Below are 18,083 nucleotides of genomic sequence, written 5' to 3' on the forward strand. Positions count from 1 at the left end.
TCCATGAAGCGTAGACCCCTTGTCGGATTCACGGTTTGTTGGCTTGCAGGTGCTATAGTCGCTCATTTGTATGACGGAGCGCAGATGGCGATGGTGTTAGGCGGATTAACTTTGCTGCTTGTTGCAGTTGCTATTCTTGGTCGGTTGCCAAGCAATTTGCTGCTTTTGTTTGGGTTGGCTTTGTGTTTGGCTGCAAGCTATGGAACCTTTCGCGATGCTCGCAACTTCTCTGTTTTGCCCGAAGTTCTAGGCACGGCAATCGAAGGTGGCTATGCCGGTGTTCAACTTGCGGGAACTATGGCAGGACCCGTTAAAGTTGACGGGGATTTGGCGATGTTCGAGATGAATGTAGAGCAGGTACAGCAGGGAAGCGAAATAACTGTAGATCCTGGAGCCGAAAAAAAGGAAGATGCTTCTGCCACGGCTGCTTTTGCTTCACTGCCACGGACTGAAAAAGTCGTGGTGCGCATCAAGCTGGCTGCCGAGGAGGAGCAGAAGCTTGCCGCCTCGTGGGGCCGTGGAGACCGCTTTGAGATTACCGCCGATCTGGAAACGCCTTCGGAAGCGCGGAACTTCGGAGCCTTCGATTACCGCAGCTATTTACGAGAGAAACGAATTCATTGGGTAGCCCGAGCCGCAGGAGCGTCCAGTGTGAATCTGACTGCGCCATCGGAAAGCGGAGTACGGCTGCTTCGTCGAAATGACGATTTGCGTGCAAGGCTTGCGAATAAACTGGAGCAGTTATATCCCGGGATCGGTGCCGGATATATGCAAGGGCTGCTTTTGGGGCTACAAGACGGTCTTGATCCCGAGACGTATACGAATTTTGCGCGACTCGGCATGACGCATGTGCTGGCAATCTCGGGTATGCATGTGGGCTTGTATGTAGGTGCGGTATTATTGATTCTTCGTCGGTCAGGCGTGACCAAAGAAACTTCGTTATGGGTCGCGCTTTGTTTCGTTCCGCCTTATGTGCTGCTGACAGGTTCGTCTCCTTCAGCAGTCCGTGCCGGGATTATGAGTATGATCGGACTTTATGCGGCAAGACGCGGCTGGCTGAAAGACGGATTGCATATTTTATGCCTCGCTGCTGTAGGGATGTTATGGTGGGACCCGTATTATTTGACCTCGATCAGTTTCCAGCTTTCTTTTGCAGTAACCGCCGGAATCATTCTTCTTACACGTCCTATGCAGCAGATTTTATCTTTTTTGCCCAAAGCCGTAGCAGGCGGCGCCGCGATATCGTTGGTTGCAGACCTCGTATCGTTTCCGCTCAGTATCTATTACTTCAATCAATATTCGTTACTGGGCTTGGCAGCCAATTTGATCCTTGTGCCGTTGATTAGCTTGGTGTCCATTCCGCTAGGGACCGTATCGCTGATCTTGGGAACTTTCTGGATGCAAGGGGCCGAGTGGGCGGCTTATCCGGTACGTCTGTTGAATGCGTTGGTGTTCTGGTGCGCAGAAGGTGGCGGAGCGGCCCGATGGTCGCGAACCCTATGGGCAACGCCGTCGCCGATCTGGATCGCGTTGTACCTGGCTGCTTTATTCGGCGGAATCTTTTGGCTGGCCAGTTATCTAAAAGGACGATCTTTGAGCAAACAAGCAGAAGGTACGCCTGATACGGAAAGTTCGCTCATGGTGCCGGGTTACTCGACGATAAGCCGGATCGATAGCGACACTCAACCTCTTGGAACGGAGATGCTTGCCCCGTCTATTCGTTATGGCGGAATGCCGTATACTCGTCAGCATCGCATGAGGCCGTGGCTTATTTTGATATCGATCGGTATGCTAAGCGGATTGCTTGTGGCGGCTTATCATCCGATATCCGCCCCGACAGGACTTGTACAGATGCTGGATGTCGGGCAAGGCGATGCGATTCTGATCACTACGCCTTCAGGCAAAATTCTGCTTGTCGATGGCGGAGGCACGATTACGTTCGAGCGCCCGGGCGAAGAATGGAGACGGCGGCTTGATCCGTATGAGGTAGGGCGTGACGTCGTGGTTCCCCTTTTGAAAAAAAGAGGCGTTCACCGATTGGATGCTGTGATTCTGACTCACGGCGATCGCGACCATTATGGAGGACTGCTTGCTGTAGCCGATGAAATTCCGGTCGAGCAGTTCATCATGAACGGAACACGCAGCGGAACGGAAGATCTGGATGAGTTGTTGTCTGCGGTGATGAAGTCTGGTGCAGACATCTACGCTCCGCAGGACGGCGATGTTTGGAAACCGGATGCAAAGACGACGTTGGAATTTTTGAATCCTTCGGGTGTTTTTGCAGGCAATTTGCCGGAGCTGGAGGACCAGAATGAATATTCCGTTGCTTTTCGTTTGATGATGAACGGACATTCTTTTCTTTTTACCGGAGATCTTGGAGCCAGTGCCGAACGAGAGATTTTAAAAAGGCTGGATGAACGAGGAGATTCGGGTGCTGTTGAGGTTCTGAAGGTCGGGCATCACGGAAGTAAGCATTCGTCGACCGAAGAATGGATTCAGCGGTGGTCGCCGCAACTATCGATCATTTCTGTAGGAGCTACCAATACGTACGGTCATCCAAACGAAGATATTGTTGGCCGTTTGCAGGAGGCCGGTTCGGTTGTGCATCGTACAGATTTGGATGGCGAAATTCAGATTGAAGTTCCGCTCCAAAAGCCGATCAGGGTGCGCACCCGACTCGGAGCATCTATAGCCGACCTAACCGATTGATCGTAGCGCTCCTTTCTCCTGTCGCTGTGGGAGAAAAGAGCGCTTTTCGTTTGATATATAGTAAAGGAATAAGAATACACAGCCAGACAGTAAGCCGCAGATGACGAGTAAATCCGTTTCTGGTAGACTGGTTGGAGATATGCACCGATCCGGAAAAAGCGGCTTTTCCGTGGTTTGGCAGACATAAGAATACGTTCAAATCAATTTGAAACAATTTTTAAGAAAAACAGAAAAATGGCGCAACCTTTTCGGAGGAAGACTCGTCAGAGAGGTTGCAAGAGAGGGGGACCCTTAGTGGTCGGGCAGGAACTCATTAGAGCCGCTCAATCGGGCGATCGCGACGCTCTTATCACCCTATTGCGAGAGATTGAACCGGCTGTCTACAAGACAGCTTATTATACGCTGAACAACGAACAGGACGCGATGGATGCAGCCCAGGAAGCGCTGATCCGTATTTACACGAAAATCGGTTCTTACGAAGAGAAAGCGCAGTTCAAGACCTGGGTGCAGCGAATCGTAACCAATATTTGTATCGATAAATTCAGACGAGCCAAACCTACGGTGTCGATCGAAGAGCATGAGATGGTCTTCGAAGGCAAAGAGAGCGTTGAAGGCGAAGTCATGCGGGCTTATACTCGCGAAGATATTGACCGGGCGATCAACTTGCTGCCGGAACATCACCGAACGGTAGTCATTCTTCGTTATGTACAGGATATGTCGTATAGCGAAATTGCAGACTCCCTCGAACTGCCATTGAACACGGTCAAATCTTACTTATTCAGAGCCCGGGGACAGCTTCAACAATTGCTCGGAGATTATCAGAAAGGAGGTGCGCTGTAGATGAAACGCGAAGAAGCGTTGGAGTATATGAACCGTTACCTGGACCACGACCTCACCAAAGAAGAAACGGATACGCTGTTTCGCCATCTCGGCGAGTCTCCGGAGGCACAGGAAGATTTCGAGTTTCTTAAAGGGTTGTCGGATCAATTAGAGTCGCTCCCGGATGTTCAACCACCGGTGAGCCTCGTCGACTCCATTTTGCCCAAATTGGATGAGATCGACCGTCTTGCGGCAATTGCTGCACCAGATGTACAACCCGAGAAATTATCCGAAATGGAAAGCAAGCGGATGTTTGGAGAGGAAGCGCCGAAGCGTCGCAAAGCAGCCGCTTTTTGGCGGTCGACGATGGGGCGTGCCGTTGGCGGAACGGCTGTCGCGGCCGCAGTGCTGGGCATCTTCGTGGTTAATTACGAGCCGAAGGAAATGCCCAATGCGGAAGTGAGTTCATCTGCCGCGGTTACCGGAGCGACAGACGACACTCTCGTCCCTTCGGGCGAAGCACAGACAGAAAGCGCGACAATAGACCCTAGTACCGAAGTCGAATCTGTACAGCCGGAAGCGAAACTGGAACCCAACGAAAATAATCTGCGTCAAAATGAAGATCAAACAGAGCCGGAAAAGACTCCGTCTGCTTTGGAAGACGGAACAGAGGCGGACGAACCGGCTTCGGATTCTTCGAACGATACCGGAGAGCCCGCGACAGGATCGCAACCCACGGATTCCGGAGCCGATAATTCCGCGGTACCTAATTCGGGAACTTCGTCGAATGATGCAAAAAGCGGCGATACAAGTCAACAGCCGGCTACGCCTAAAAGTAATGCTGCACCGAATACGGATGGAACCGCACGCAAAAATCCAGGTACATCGGATAGCAGTCAGCCTTCCGCCAATCCACAAGAGCAGAAGGCGCCTACCGTCGAACCTACTCCGCCTGCCAGCCCGCCCGTTCAAGGCGATGCTGAAGAAGGAGCGGCGGATGAAGAAGGTCAGCCGAACGAAGGGATTAGCACGTTCTCGTTAGGAGACGAACTCCCAACGGATCGGGAGTCGGCGACTGCGCCGAATAACGATTCCGACGCGATCGATAGCCAGATTTACAGTCTAACGGTTGCGCCAACGGAATGGGTATCGCCAGATTCAACTTACGTGATTACCTACTCGACAAACACGCTGAAGCTGCTCAAGGGGGATCATTCCAAAGAGCTGAACAGCTACAAAGTGGATGGAGAAGTTACAGGAGGGATTTGGTCAGCAGACGGCAAGACGTTTACGTACGATCTGATCAAAGCCGACGGAACGACTGCCCAGGGAACATGGAAGATCGAAGAAGTGACGCTTGAACAGGGTAAAAAATAAAAGGTAAGCCAAATGAACCGGCCGAGCGCCGTTCTCAAATCCGCCAAGCGGGTACGGAACGGTCAGGTCGGTCTTTTTATGTGCCTTTTTCGACGATATTCGGTACAATGAAGACAAAGAGAGTGACGGAGGAACGAAAGTCGCTCTGATTCAATGCGCCGGAGTCGAATTTAGAACCGGCAAGCGCGGAAAGAGGTAACGGATATTATGGATTTAAAAACGGCGGTCAAGCAAATACGGGCGGGTGAAGTATCGCCGCTGTATCTGTGCTACGGCACCGAAAAATACAGGATGAAGGAATTCGTCGCGACGCTGGAAAGCGAGCTGATCGAGGAAGATCAACGGGCGTTTGCGGTGGCACACTACGACCTCGCGGAGACTCCGGTTGAGCTGGTGGTCGAGGAAGCGGAAACGGCTCCGTTTTTGGCGGAGCGCAAGCTTATTGTGGTGAGAGATAGTACTATTTTTATCGCAGGCAAGGAGTCCACCAAGATCGAGCACCGTGTGGAAAAGCTGCTGGAGTATCTGGGTAATCCTGCTGATTATAGCGTTCTTGTATTTCTGGCTTATGCGGAAAAACTGGATGAGCGCAAGAAGGTCGTAAAATCGTTCAAAGCAGCGGCACCTGTCCTTTCGTTTGCACCGATGAGCGAGAATGAGTTGTCGGGATGGGTCACGAAGCAGTTTGGCAAAAGCTCGGTATCGATCGGTTCGGAGACTGTGGACGTATTGTTGAAACGGGCAGGAACCTCGCTAGGGGCGTTGTCTGCGGAAATCGAAAAGTTGTCCTTGTTTGCGGGGGCGGGCGGATCTGTCGGTTCGGCCGATGTGGAAAAGTTGGTCGCGATCGGTACGGAACAGAGCGTGTTCGTGCTGGTTGAGCATATCGCCAACCTGAAGCTCCAACAGGCAATGGCCATCTTCTACGATCTGTTGAAGCAGCGTGAAGAACCGATCAAGATCGTGTCTTTGATTGCGCGCCAATTCCGTATCATGCTTCAGGTCAAGGAGATGTCCGGGCAAAATTACTCGCAGCAGCAAATGGCGGGCCAACTCGGCTTGCATCCGTATGCGGTCAAGATTGCGGCTGAACAGGCCAAGCGATTCGAACCGGGGAGACTTCGCGGTATTCTGGCTTCGATTGCCAAGCTGGATCATGAGATCAAAACGGGAGCGGTTGATAAAGTGTTTGGTTTGGAAATGTTTTTGCTGAAGCTGGGGGCTTAAGAAGAAGGCGAAAAGGCGTGTCTGGCGATTTCCGGCTGTGGGCGGAGGCGATCGGACCGCCTTTTCTTTTTTGAAAAAGGTTCCGGAAAAATTTAAAACCCCGATATCCTAAAGGATTTCGGGGTCCACGATTATATCGCAAAATAGCGGTTTCTTAAGCTTGTTCAGCTTTCAGAGAATTCGCTTTTTTAGCAAGACGGGATTTTTTGCGCGCTGCCGCGTTTTTGTGGATCAGGCCTTTAGTTACGGCTTTATCCAGCTTCTGCGAAGCGGTCTTAACTGCAGTTTGTGCAGCTTCCACATCGTTGCTCTCCAACGCTGTCGTAGCGGATTTCACAGCGCTGCGAAGTGCGGATTTTTGCGAAGCGTTAAGCGCACGGCGTTTCTCGTTCGTCTTTACGCGTTTGATAGCGGATTTGATATTAGGCATTGCATTCACCTCCTGTAAAGCTTATAGGAAACATCGAACATCGAAAGTTTCACAACTTAAAGTATCTTAGCATGGGAGCGGCAAAAAAGCAACCATTCCCACAATTAAAAAAACGTAAATTCGGCAACAAAAAATACAGAGAAGCGCCAGCTTTCGCTTTCTGCGGGATTGCTGGGATTAGGACCAACTGCTATAATGAATGGATTGATTCGACTTGTCAAATTGAGGCGGAGGTAAGGAATGACTGACATTGCAGCAAGACAGAAGAAAATAAGGAACTTTTCCATTATAGCGCATATCGACCACGGCAAATCAACGCTTGCCGATCGGATCCTTGAATACACGGGTGCCCTGACTTCGCGCGAAATGCAAGAACAGGTACTCGACCAAATGGAACTCGAACGCGAACGAGGCATCACCATCAAGCTTCAAGCGGTACGTTTAACCTATAAGGCCGATGACGGCGAAGAGTATCTGCTTAACCTGATCGACACCCCTGGACACGTCGACTTTACCTATGAAGTCTCGCGTTCCCTTGCGGCCTGCGAAGGCGCGTTGCTGGTTGTCGACGCGGCTCAAGGGATCGAAGCGCAGACGCTTGCGAACGTTTACCTGGCGCTCGACAACAATCTGGAGATTTTGCCGGTCATCAACAAGATCGACCTTCCGAGCGCCGAGCCCGACCGGGTCAAGCAGGAAGTGGAAGACGTGATCGGACTGGACGCGAGCGACGCGGTGTTGGCTTCGGCCAAAGCGGGCATCGGGATCAAAGAAATTCTGGAACAAGTCGTAGCGAAAGTTCCGGCGCCGGAAGGCGACCCGGACCAGCCGCTCAAAGCGCTGATCTTCGACTCGCACTACGATCCGTACAAAGGCGTTATCGTGTATATCCGGGTATTGGACGGCAAGATCAAAGCCGGCTCCAAGATCAAGATGATGGCGGCGGACACGACGTTTGAAGTCATCGAAGTCGGAGCGTTCATGCCGCGCATGACCATCGTGGACGAATTGAACGTCGGCGATGTAGGTTTCGTCGTGGCGGGTATCAAAAACGTCGGCGACACGCGCGTCGGCGATACGATCACGGACGCGAAAAACCCGACGCTCGAACCGATGCCGGGTTACCGCAAAATCAACCCGATGGTGTTCTGCGGTCTGTATCCGATCGAATCTTCGGATTACAACGACCTGCGCGAAGCTTTGGAAAAATTGCAATTGAACGACGCTTCCCTGACGTTCGAACCGGAAACGTCCAGCGCGCTGGGCTTCGGTTTCCGTTGCGGATTCCTCGGATTGCTGCATATGGACGTGATTCAAGAACGCATCGAGCGCGAGTTCGGGATTGACCTGATCACGACGGCTCCGAGCGTTATTTACAAGATCGGACTGAGCGACGGTTCGGTCATGCAGATCGACAACCCGTCGCATTATCCGGAAGTCGGCCGCATCGACTACGTCGAAGAGCCTTACGTCAAAGCCGCGGTTATCGTACCGAACGACTTTGTCGGAACGGTTATGGAGCTGTGTCAGAACAAGCGCGGCGAATTCGTCAATATGGAGTACCTGGATACGACCCGCGTTACGCTGACGTATCAGATTCCGCTGTCCGAAATCGTCTACGACTTTTTCGACCAACTCAAGTCCGGCACGAAAGGCTACGCTTCGTTCGACTACGAGATTTCGGGCTACCGCAAATCGAACCTGGTCAAAATGGATATCCTGCTCAACGGCGAACAGGTCGATGCGCTGTCCTTTATCGTGCATAGAGACCGTTCGTACCAACGCGGCCGCGTTATCTGCGCGAAGCTTCGCGAGCTGATCCCGCGCCAGATGTTCGAAGTGCCGATCCAGGCATCCGTAGGCACGAAAGTCGTCGCGCGCGAGACCGTTAAGGCGATGCGTAAAAACGTCTTGGCCAAGTGTTACGGCGGCGATATCTCGCGTAAACGCAAACTGTTGGAGAAACAAAAAGAAGGTAAAAAGCGGATGAAGCAGGTCGGCAACGTGGAAGTGCCTCAGGAAGCGTTCATGGCGGTGCTGAAGCTGGACGAGTAGCGGTGGGGTTGCTTGGATCGTATGCGGGGGATGTGCGGTTTGGGGGCCGGGAGAAGGGAACGAGCTAATACTCTGTACACCTTCAAATAGTAGGCTTATGTTTGGCCGAAACGCACACGGGTCTAGTGCGTTTCGGACGAGCGTAACTTTACCTTCGTCGGGTACAGAGTACTCGGTCGCCGTTGGAATCGGGGATTGGCTTCGTAGCAGATTCAAGGAGATCCCCGATTTCCAAATGCGCCCTCGCTTCGTTCCCTTCTCCCTCCCGCACTCGCACGCCCGCATCCGTTCCAAGCCCCGTTCCTATCCAGCTTTTGATTAGTGGATAGGGGTGGGGAATGCGGCCTTGGTGGGCCTGTTCCCGTGGCTTGTTTCTTGCCTGGATTGAGATAGAGTGCTTGAAAGTGCTTTTGTGTGCATTGAAGATCGTTTTTATACAGAATTTTTTTGTTAAGAAATCATGAGGTTCACGTCGTTATTAAAAAGGAAAGCCGAATCCCGGCTTTCCTTTTTGAAGATTGGGGACATTTTGCGTAAGAGTGAACGATATAAAAAGCGGTTTGAAGGCAAGGTTTTTACGGAATAATAGTGGTTTTAAAACGAGATTTATCTTCAAAAGAGATTGTAGCTCAAAAGAAGCCGTTCAAAAGCTCAGCTCAATCGTTTAATAATCAAATAGCGTTAAGATTTTTATGGCCTTTGTCGCCGCGTAGCCAGACATCTTTTTTACTAATTACCCTCTATGCGTCGGGATTAGCGGAGGGAGGAGGTGAGATGGAGAAGCGGAGCGCTTGCATCTAAAATCGGATTTTCACCTCTGAGTCATTTATCCAATGAAAAATCCGATTTTAGCGGCAATCGAAATCCCACTCCTCCCGCAGCGCCTCCCAACCGCCTACCCCTGATGCTTCACCCATACAGGAGGATTCAAAATCATGACGAATAACACCAACACCAGCGAAATCAACGTGACTTCCGCGCCGGAAGCCGTCTATATTCATATTCCGTTTTGCACCAACAAATGCTTTTACTGCGACTTCAACTCGTATGTGCTCAAAGACCAGCCGGTGATGGATTATTTGCGCGCGCTGGATCTGGAAATGGAGCAGACCGTCGCGATTACTCCGCCGGGCGTGATCAAAACCATTTTTGTCGGCGGAGGAACGCCTACCGTACTGAAGCCGGACGAAATGGCCTTTTTCCTGGCGTCCGTACGCAAACATTTTCCCAACTGGTCCGACGATATCGAGTTTTCGATGGAAGCCAATCCGGGCACGACCGATCTCGACAAGATGAAAGTGATGAAAGACGGCGGCGTCAACCGGGTCAGCTTCGGCGTGCAGGCGTTCCAAAACAAACTGCTCGGCGAGATCGGGCGTATCCACAATACGGACGACGTATATCGCTCGCTGGAAAACGCGCACAAGACGGGTCTGCATAATTTGTCGATCGACTTGATGTTCGGGCTGCCGAACCAGACGGTGGCGATGCTGGACGAGACGATCACGCGCGCGCTGGAGCTGGATTTGCCGCATTACTCCATTTATAGCCTCAAGGTCGAAGAAAACACGCTGTTCCATGCCCTTTTCAACAAAAACAAGCTGCCGCTTCCGAACGAAGACGACGAATTGGCGATGTACAAGCTGCTGATGGACCGGATGCGCGAAGCGGGGTACAAGCAGTACGAGATCAGCAACTTCGCCAAGCCGGGCAAAGAAAGCCAGCATAATATCACGTATTGGAAAAACGAGGACTATTACGGCTTCGGCGCGGGTGCGCACGGATACGTGGGACGCAAACGCCATATCAATATCAAAGGCGTGAATCCGTACAACGAAGCCGCGTCCAAAGGACTGCCGAGACTCGACCAGTTCGAAGTGCCGCGCGAGGAAGCGATGGAAGACTTCATGATGGTCGGGCTGCGCATGCTGGACGGGATGGAAAGCGAGCGCTTCCGCAAACAGTTCGGCGTACCGGTAGAAGAAATTTTTGCCGCTCCGTTGAAAAAGATGATGGACTTGGGCTTGATTGAACGTCGGGAGGATCTCGAAGGGTATCGGTTGAGCGAAAAAGGCATTTTGTTCGGCAACGACGTTTTCGGCGAGTTTATCGGGTATCTGACGATCGAAGCGTGACGAAGAAAATTTGACTGTCGAAAATAAAGCGAGGACCGTCGGGAGATTCCCGGCGGTTTTTCGCTTTTTTGCGCATAAATAAAACTATTTTTACCGATAACTTAGAGAAAGAACGCGAAGAAAAAAAGGCGCTGACGTCGCTCTCCTGCTGTTACAAATACACTGAATCGGGTAAAGAAAGCCGAATAAAGCAAGAAAACCGGACTTTAAAAATTTTATATTTTCGTTGTGCAAAAGTATTGAAAAACTATGCGTATTGATGTATATTTATCCAATCGAAAACAATCGGACCTGACGCGCATGCGTTAGGGCGTGTGCGCAAACTCCGAAGGAAGCAGATTTTTCCGGATTTTTGTTCTCAGCAAGGAAGCTTTTCGAAGATGTGCCGGGGCACGTCGAGAAAAGGTGACGCAGCGGAGGGCGAAAAGACGGTAAAAGATGCACTGCGTTGAGTTTGCGTACACGTCCTACATAATAAACAAGGAGGTGAACGGCCGATGCCCGCCGTTACCGTTGTATGCAGACAAGCGAATCTGCAAGATGTTGAACCGCTGTATCTTATGATCGAAGAATATGCGCGAAAAGGAATCATGCTTCCGCGCTCCAGAGAAGTGCTGCGACGCCAGATCGACAATTTCGTTGTGGCGGAAGAAGACGGTAAGGTGATCGGCTGCGGTTCGCTTTGCCTACTCGGCCCGGATCTTGTCGAGATTCGCTCGCTGGGGATTATGGATGGAAATAAAGGAAAAGGCGTCGGATCGAAACTGGTGGATCGTCTGATCGAACTTGCGATAGAGCAGGGAATTCCGAAGATCATCGCTTTGACGTACGAAGTCTCTTTTTTCGTGAAAAACGGGTTTACCGTGGTGCCGATGGATGTTTTTCCGGAAAAGGTATGGACCGACTGTATTCATTGCGCCAAGCGCGACCGTTGCGACGAAATCGCCGTACTGAAAGTCATCGGTTAAAGTCCTGCAATTTCAAATCGAAAAACGTTTCGTATCCTGCCAAACCGAACTTGACAACGTTGAGTCCGGTTTGGTATTTTTGTAATAGAGTTTAGCACTCATTCGGACAGAGTGCTAACGGAAGAATGTTCCGATTGGCTCTTATCGATCCGACAGGAGGGGATCTCGTGTTAAGCGAACGTCAGAGTATGATCTTAAATGCTATTGTCGATGACTATATTCGTTCGGCCGAACCGGTCGGGTCCCGAAGTATCTCCAAGCGGGGCGACGTAGCGTTCAGTCCGGCCACCATTCGTAACGAGATGGCGGACCTGGAGGAGCTTGGCTTTCTGGAACAGCCCCATACGTCGGCGGGACGGATTCCTTCCAATAAAGGATACCGGTATTACGTCGATCATATGGCCCCTTTGAAGCCGCTCAAGGCAGAAGACTTGAAGTTATTCAAGCAACTGGCTGCCGAAAAGCTGAATGCTGTGGAAGAGGTCGTACAGCACGCCGGAACGATATTGGCTTCGATGACCAATTACACGTCGATTTTGCTGGGACCGGAGATGTTTAATACTTCGCTCAAGCATTTTCAACTTCTTCCGCTGAACGAGACCACGGCGGTTGCGATTATCGTGACCAGTACGGGCGAGGTAGAAAATAAGACGGTGTCGATTCCTCCGGGCGTCTCGGCTTCCGATATGGAGCGGACGGCAAACCTGCTGAACGCGAAACTGTCGGGTGTGCCGATGCACATGCTAAAAGCGCGGATTTATTCCGAGATCGGGCAAGAGATTCAGCGTCATGCCGAGCATTACGAACAGTTGATGAAGCTGCTTGATGATTCGCTCGTTTCGGGCAAAGACCAGAAGGTGTTCCTCAGCGGAACGACCAATATGCTGATTCAGCCGGAGTTCCGAGATATCGGCAAGTTGAAAACGGTGCTTGATCTGTTGGAAGAGACGCCGACACTGACGCGCCTGCTCAACTCCGAGCAAAAAGGAATTCATGTGCGGATCGGCAGCGAAAATATCCATCAGGCTTTCGTCAATTGTAGCCTTATTACGGCGACGTATTCGCTGGATGGCGAGTCTTTTGGTACGATAGGCATTCTGGGTCCGACCCGGATGGAGTATGCCAAAGTCATAGGAACACTCGATCTGTTGTCACGCGCCATGAGCCGGGCATTGACCGGTCGCTATGGGCCGTGACCGTAGGCGTAAGCGTATATGAACCACTGCGTTAGGATAAGTTTTGATCGACACAAGGAGGTGAACGCATCTTGAGTAAAGAACAAACGCAATATTCGGAAAACGAAGAAGTCGAAATCGTAGAAAACGAGCAGGATGCACACACGTCGGAAGAGACAGCCGAAGAAACCAATGGTGTTGTCACGGAAGAGAGCGCAGAGCAACTGCAAGCCAAAATCGAGGCGTTAACGGCGCAGGTAGACGATTATGCTCAGCGTCTCGCGCGTTCGCAGGCCGATTTTGATAATTTCCGCAAGCGTACGATTCGGGAAAAGGAAGAGCTCGGCAAATATGCTTCATCGAAGCTGATCACCGAACTCGTTCCGGTCATCGACAACTTCGGCCGCGCGCTGGATACTCTGCCGGAAGGCGAAGGCGCCGAATCGTTTGTGAAAGGCGTGCAAATGATTCACCGTCAATTCGAAAGCGTGCTTCAGGCCGAAGGTCTGACGGCAATGAATACGGTCGGCGAAGCCTTTAACCCGGAGTTCCACCAAGCCGTTATGCAGGTGGAGAGCGACGAGCATGAAGAAGGTATCGTAGTCGAAGAGCTGCAAAAAGGTTATATGTTAAAAGACAAAGTGCTTCGTCCCGCAATGGTGAAAGTCAGCGGTTAAACCGTGTTTTCAAAAGCGTCTTTTCCGGGAATATTCCCGGCGACCGAGACAAGTTTGAAAATGCGCGCCAAACCGTTATGATAGAGCGTAGGGTCTGCATGTCGGACACAGCGCGAGCAAAGAAAATTTCATTTTAAAATCAACCGTACTTAACTGAGGAGGATATTTACTGTGAGTAGAGTAATTGGTATTGACTTGGGAACAACAAACTCTTGCGTGGCTGTTATGGAAGGCGGCGAAGCCGTCGTTATCCCTAACCCGGAAGGCGCACGCACGACCCCTTCGGTCGTAGGCTTCAAAAAAGACGGCGAGCGCATCGTCGGCGAAACGGCAAAACGCCAAGCCATCACGAACCCTGACCGCACGATCGCTTCGATCAAACGCCATATGGGCACGAACCATAAAGAAACGATCGAAGGCAAAGACTATACATCGCAAGAAATTTCGGCCATGATCCTGCAAAAGCTGAAATCCGACGCCGAAGCTTACCTGGGCCAAACGGTAACGCAAGCGGTTATCACGGTTCCGGCTTACTTCAACGATGCTCAACGCCAAGCAACGAAAGACGCAGGTAAAATCGCGGGTCTCGAAGTGCTGCGTATCGTCAACGAGCCTACGGCTGCGGCACTGGCTTACGGTCTGGAAAAATCCGAAGACCAAACGATCCTCGTGTATGACCTGGGCGGCGGCACGTTCGACGTCTCGATCCTTGAACTGGGCGACGGCTTCTTCGAAGTTAAAGCAACAAGCGGCGACAACCACCTGGGCGGCGACGACTTTGACCAAGTCATCATCGACTACCTGGTAGCCGAATTCAAAAAAGAACAAGGCATCGACCTGAGCAAAGACAAAGCGGCCGTGCAACGTTTGAAAGACGCAGCCGAAAAAGCGAAAAAAGAACTGTCTGGCGTGATGACGACAACGATCTCGCTTCCGTTTATCACGATGGTTGACGGCGTTCCCCAGCATTTGGAGTTGAACCTGACCCGTGCGAAGTTCGAAGAAATCTCCGCTTCGCTGGTTGAGCGTACATTGGCTCCGACGCGTCAAGCGATCAAAGACTCCGGTCTGTCGTCGAGCGAAATCGACAAGATCGTTCTCGTCGGCGGTTCGACACGTATTCCTGCCGTTCAAGAAGCGATCAAAAAGCTGACGGGCAAAGAGCCGCATAAAGGCGTTAACCCGGACGAAGTGGTAGCCCTCGGTGCCGCCGTTCAAGCAGGCGTACTGACAGGCGAAGTCAAAGACGTTGTCCTGCTGGACGTAACGCCTTTGTCCCTGGGTATCGAAACGGCCGGCGGCGTCTTCACGAAGATGATCGACCGCAACACAACGATCCCGACAAGCAAATCGCAAGTCTACTCGACTTATGCGGATAACCAACCAAGCGTAGAAATCCACGTGCTGCAAGGCGAGCGCGAAATGGCTGCCGGCAACAAAACGCTGGGTCGCTTCACGCTGGGCGATATTCCTTTGGCGCCGCGCGGCGTACCGCAAATCGAAGTTACGTTCGATATCGACGCCAACGGTATCGTCAACGTATCGGCAACCGATAAAGGCACAAACAAAAGCCAAAAAATCACCATCACTTCTTCGAGCGGCCTGAGCGACGCCGAAGTCGAGCAAATGATGAAAGACGCCGAGCTGCACGCCGAAGAAGACAAAAAGCGCAAAGAATTGGTCGAAACGAAAAACAACGCCGACCAACTCATTTACCAAGCCGACAAAACGATCAAAGACCTGGGCGACAAAGTCGACGCTTCCGAGATCGAAAAAGCGAATGCCGCAAAAGAAAAAGTCCAAAAATCGCTGGAAGGCGAAAATGTAGACGAAATCAAAGCAGCAACGGAAGAACTGACCGAGATCGTTCAGCAGTTGTCCGTGAAGCTCTATGAGCAAGCTAACGCAGAAGGCGCGCAAGCAGGCGGCGAACCGGAAGCCGGAGCTTCTTCGCAAAACCGCGATAACGTCGTCGATGCCGACTACGAAGTTGTAGACGAAGACAAAAAAGACTAATATTTTGAAGTAGTCGTTTTTGGTTAACCGAACAAGAGCCCGACCCCGCCGATCGGCGGACGGGCCGGCTGGGGGAGGTCAGGCCGGGTCATCCCGGACCAGGCTTCCCTTTTGTCAGGTTCACGGGCGGAAAGCGGGTATTTGACTTTCTGCTATATGCGATAGAAGAACAGATTACGAGCATAAAGGAGTTGGAGTACAGCGATGGCGGAAAAGCGCGATTACTACGAGGTGCTCGGCATTGAAAAGGGCGCGAGCGATCAGGAGATCAAGGCGTCTTACCGCAAGCTGGCGCGTCAGTATCACCCGGACGTCAACAAGGCGGACGATGCCGAAGCAAAGTTCAAAGAAGTGAAAGAAGCCTACGACGTACTGAGTGACGGACAAAAACGGGCTCAGTACGACCAATACGGTCACCAAGACCCGAACCAAGGATTTGGTGGCGGCGATTTCGGCGGAGGCGGATTCAGCGATATCTTCGATATGTTCTTCGGCGGCGGAGGCGGCGGAAGAAGCCGCAACCCGAACGCGCCGCAGCGCGGCAACGATTTGCAGTATACGATGACGCTGGAATTCAAAGAAGCGGTCTTCGGAAAAGAGATCGACATCACCATTCCACGCACCGAAAGCTGCGATACCTGTAACGGTAGCGGTGCCAAACCAGGCACGCAACCTGAAGTATGTACCGTCTGCCACGGCAGCGGCCAGGAAGAAGTCGTGCAAAACACGCCTTTCGGTCGTATGGTCAACCGCAGAGCCTGCTCGAACTGCGGCGGCAACGGCAAAATCATCAAAGAAAAATGTTCGACATGCAGCGGCAGCGGCCATGTGAAAAAGCAGCGTAAAGTGCATATCCGCATTCCGGCGGGTGTGGACGACGGCGCTCAACTGCGTATGACTGGCGAAGGCGACGGCGGCCTGCGCGGTGGCCCGGCGGGCGACCTGTATATCGTCATCCGCGTCAAAGCAGACGAATTCTTCGATCGCGAAGGCGACGATATCTATTGCGAAGTGCCTTTGACTTTCGCTCAAGCCGCTCTCGGCGACGAGATCGAGATCCCGACGCTGACCGAAAAAGTCAAACTGAAGATCCCGGCCGGTACCCAAACGGGAACCTATTTCCGTCTAAGAGGCAAAGGCGTTCCGCGTCTGCGCGGCACCGGACAAGGCGACCAGCACGTGAAAGTCGTGATCATCACCCCGAGCAAGTTGACCGACGAGCAGAAGGACCTGCTGCGCCAATTCTCCGGCCTTAGCGGCGAACAAACGCATGAACAGGAACAATCTTTCTTCGATCGGATGAAACGCGCTTTCCGCGGCGACTGATCGACGACCGGAGCCAAACGATTTTAATACGGGAAAAGCCTTTTTGGTTTTTGAGTGCGATCGCCGCATTCACGGCGTGTTCAAGACCTTCGGTTAGAAAACCGAAGGTCTTTTTGTTTGGTTTTGCCGCACGTTCATCAAGCATACAAGCGAATTTCCCGATACTTCTCAACCAAAGGAGCGACTCGAATGATCATTGCGATTCTTGTGCTTGTTTCCTCGATCGGCTATGGATTCATCAACTTTTTGATCAAAGCCCTCAATCCTTCTTCCGAACAATATCCCAGAACTTGGGCCAGCTTTTTCTTTGCTGCATTGATCTTTTTGCTTTGCGGCTTTTTCTATTTGGTCAGCTCCGCATTGTAACGAGTGGCAAAGATTGATCGTAAGTTTTATCGGAGTCCATAAAGTCTGAGCGTCGAACGTTTAGCGGCGCGTTTTATTGTTTTTTCGAATTAAGTGCTTATCTGCAATTATTCGGTTCATTTTTTCGGTTTTTGACGAAATAAGTGCTCAGATGCAATTAAATCGCCTTTTCGGACACGGTTTTGTTTAATACGCTTAGAATAGTTGCACTCGCGCACTTAATTTTCGATTCCATCTTTCTTTTGAACAAATAATTGCCTTTTCGCACTTATTTCTTTTTTGGATGCAAGACTAATTTCATTTGATCCTGACAGCTTCTTCAATCGAAGCTGTTTTTTTGTGTATGCTTTAATGATTTTTTTGAATTCTTTAAATAGACTGATTGAAACTTTGTATTCAGATTAAATATAAAATACGATAGTCGCTGCCTTTCGCCCTTGCAGTCGGCAAAACCGCTGCCCGATCGAAGCTGCCGGAGGCAGGGAGCTTCGATGCCTTACCCGCACCGGCAGCCTGAGCGAAGCGGCTGCCTGCTTCCCCGGCCCGGCGCAGGGTTTTCTGGGCTGAGCGACTTTTGGCTTTCCTTCTACTCGCGGCCCGTTACAGGGGCCCGAGAGGAAAACAAGCCCGAGCGAAGACCAGAAAACCCTGCGCTTTTTATATGTATATGTTGACACTATAAAAATTTGTAGTATAATCATTCGTATACGAAATGTTTACAAGCGAACATTTCGCAAAAGAACGTTTGTTGTAGTAACTTTTCAATTCTTAATCAGAGAATTACGTTTGGTGTTGACAAGCTT

13 protein-coding genes are annotated in these 18,083 nt (G+C 51.3%); 12 read left to right on the top strand and 1 reads right to left on the bottom strand.

The features are described 5' to 3' along the window. Nucleotides 1-3 precede the first annotated feature (3 nt). From WKI47_RS09780 to holA, 4 genes are all read left to right on the top strand, one after another. Entirely contained in the window at nucleotides 4-2,709 is a 2,706-nt protein-coding gene (locus WKI47_RS09780) for a ComEC/Rec2 family competence protein (protein ID WP_340226954.1), read from the top strand. A gap of 294 nt (nucleotides 2,710-3,003) precedes the next feature. Continuing rightward, a complete protein-coding gene (locus WKI47_RS09785; protein ID WP_340226955.1) occupies nucleotides 3,004-3,549 on the top strand; it encodes an RNA polymerase sigma factor in 546 nt (181 codons plus the stop codon). Beyond that, complete coding sequence (locus tag WKI47_RS09790; protein WP_340226956.1) at nucleotides 3,550-4,905, top strand: hypothetical protein; 1,356 nt, start codon at nucleotides 3,550-3,552, stop codon at nucleotides 4,903-4,905. It begins immediately after the preceding gene. A 207-nt stretch (nucleotides 4,906-5,112) separates the two neighbouring features. Beyond that, complete coding sequence (gene holA, locus WKI47_RS09795) at nucleotides 5,113-6,132, top strand: DNA polymerase III subunit delta (protein ID WP_340226957.1); 1,020 nt, start codon at nucleotides 5,113-5,115, stop codon at nucleotides 6,130-6,132. 154 nt (nucleotides 6,133-6,286) lie between these two features. On the opposite strand, the gene rpsT is transcribed toward holA, so the two are convergent. Next, nucleotides 6,287-6,562 carry a 30S ribosomal protein S20 gene (gene rpsT, locus WKI47_RS09800; RefSeq protein WP_037290044.1) on the bottom strand — a complete coding sequence of 92 codons (276 nt, stop codon included), beginning with the start codon at nucleotides 6,560-6,562 and terminating at the stop codon, nucleotides 6,287-6,289. Nucleotides 6,563-6,802: 240 nt separating this feature from the next. On the opposite strand from rpsT, the gene lepA reads away from it, so the two are divergent. From lepA to WKI47_RS09840, 8 genes are all read left to right on the top strand, one after another. After that, the gene (gene lepA, locus WKI47_RS09805; protein ID WP_340226958.1) at nucleotides 6,803-8,617 is read left to right on the top strand and encodes a translation elongation factor 4; all 1,815 of its coding nucleotides are present in this window, start codon (nucleotides 6,803-6,805) and stop codon (nucleotides 8,615-8,617) included. A gap of 935 nt (nucleotides 8,618-9,552) precedes the next feature. After that, nucleotides 9,553-10,752, top strand: a complete 1,200-nt coding sequence (hemW, locus tag WKI47_RS09810) for a radical SAM family heme chaperone HemW (RefSeq protein WP_340226959.1) — start codon at nucleotides 9,553-9,555, stop codon at nucleotides 10,750-10,752. Between the two features lie 497 nt (nucleotides 10,753-11,249). Then, a complete protein-coding gene (locus WKI47_RS09815; RefSeq protein WP_340226960.1) occupies nucleotides 11,250-11,720 on the top strand; it encodes an N-acetyltransferase in 471 nt (156 codons plus the stop codon). Between the two features lie 167 nt (nucleotides 11,721-11,887). Next, nucleotides 11,888-12,916, top strand: a complete 1,029-nt coding sequence (gene hrcA / locus WKI47_RS09820) for a heat-inducible transcriptional repressor HrcA (RefSeq protein ID WP_172247126.1) — start codon at nucleotides 11,888-11,890, stop codon at nucleotides 12,914-12,916. Between the two features lie 71 nt (nucleotides 12,917-12,987). Further along, nucleotides 12,988-13,572 carry a nucleotide exchange factor GrpE gene (gene grpE / locus WKI47_RS09825; RefSeq protein WP_340226961.1) on the top strand — a complete coding sequence of 195 codons (585 nt, stop codon included), beginning with the start codon at nucleotides 12,988-12,990 and terminating at the stop codon, nucleotides 13,570-13,572. 171 nt (nucleotides 13,573-13,743) lie between these two features. Continuing rightward, nucleotides 13,744-15,588, top strand: coding sequence for a molecular chaperone DnaK (dnaK, locus tag WKI47_RS09830; RefSeq protein WP_340226962.1), 1,845 nt, complete (start codon nucleotides 13,744-13,746; stop codon nucleotides 15,586-15,588). 204 nt (nucleotides 15,589-15,792) lie between these two features. Beyond that, nucleotides 15,793-16,914: a molecular chaperone DnaJ gene (dnaJ, locus tag WKI47_RS09835; RefSeq protein ID WP_340226963.1), complete on the top strand. Its 1,122-nt coding sequence runs from the start codon at nucleotides 15,793-15,795 to the stop codon at nucleotides 16,912-16,914. A 189-nt stretch (nucleotides 16,915-17,103) separates the two neighbouring features. Further along, on the top strand, nucleotides 17,104-17,280 hold the full coding sequence (locus WKI47_RS09840; RefSeq protein WP_340226964.1) for a hypothetical protein: 177 nt from the start codon (nucleotides 17,104-17,106) through the stop codon (nucleotides 17,278-17,280). Nucleotides 17,281-18,083: the final 803 nt, after the last annotated feature.

The organism is Saccharibacillus sacchari, from assembly GCF_037722395.1.
Lineage (GTDB): Bacteria > Bacillota > Bacilli > Paenibacillales > Paenibacillaceae > Saccharibacillus > Saccharibacillus sacchari_A.

Excerpts from the sequence above, each read along its gene's own strand:
- rpsT (WP_037290044.1), bottom strand. The coding sequence starts at position 6,562 with ATGCCTAATATCAAATCCGCTATCAAACGCGTAAAGACGAACGAGAAA.
- WKI47_RS09790 (WP_340226956.1), top strand. The coding sequence starts at position 3,550 with ATGAAACGCGAAGAAGCGTTGGAGTATATGAACCGTTACCTGGACCAC.
- lepA (WP_340226958.1), top strand. The coding sequence starts at position 6,803 with ATGACTGACATTGCAGCAAGACAGAAGAAAATAAGGAACTTTTCCATT.
- WKI47_RS09780 (WP_340226954.1), top strand. The coding sequence starts at position 4 with ATGAAGCGTAGACCCCTTGTCGGATTCACGGTTTGTTGGCTTGCAGGT.
- dnaJ (WP_340226963.1), top strand. The coding sequence starts at position 15,793 with ATGGCGGAAAAGCGCGATTACTACGAGGTGCTCGGCATTGAAAAGGGC.
- WKI47_RS09815 (WP_340226960.1), top strand. The coding sequence starts at position 11,250 with ATGCCCGCCGTTACCGTTGTATGCAGACAAGCGAATCTGCAAGATGTT.
- holA (WP_340226957.1), top strand. The coding sequence starts at position 5,113 with ATGGATTTAAAAACGGCGGTCAAGCAAATACGGGCGGGTGAAGTATCG.
- hemW (WP_340226959.1), top strand. The coding sequence starts at position 9,553 with ATGACGAATAACACCAACACCAGCGAAATCAACGTGACTTCCGCGCCG.
- WKI47_RS09840 (WP_340226964.1), top strand. The coding sequence starts at position 17,104 with ATGATCATTGCGATTCTTGTGCTTGTTTCCTCGATCGGCTATGGATTC.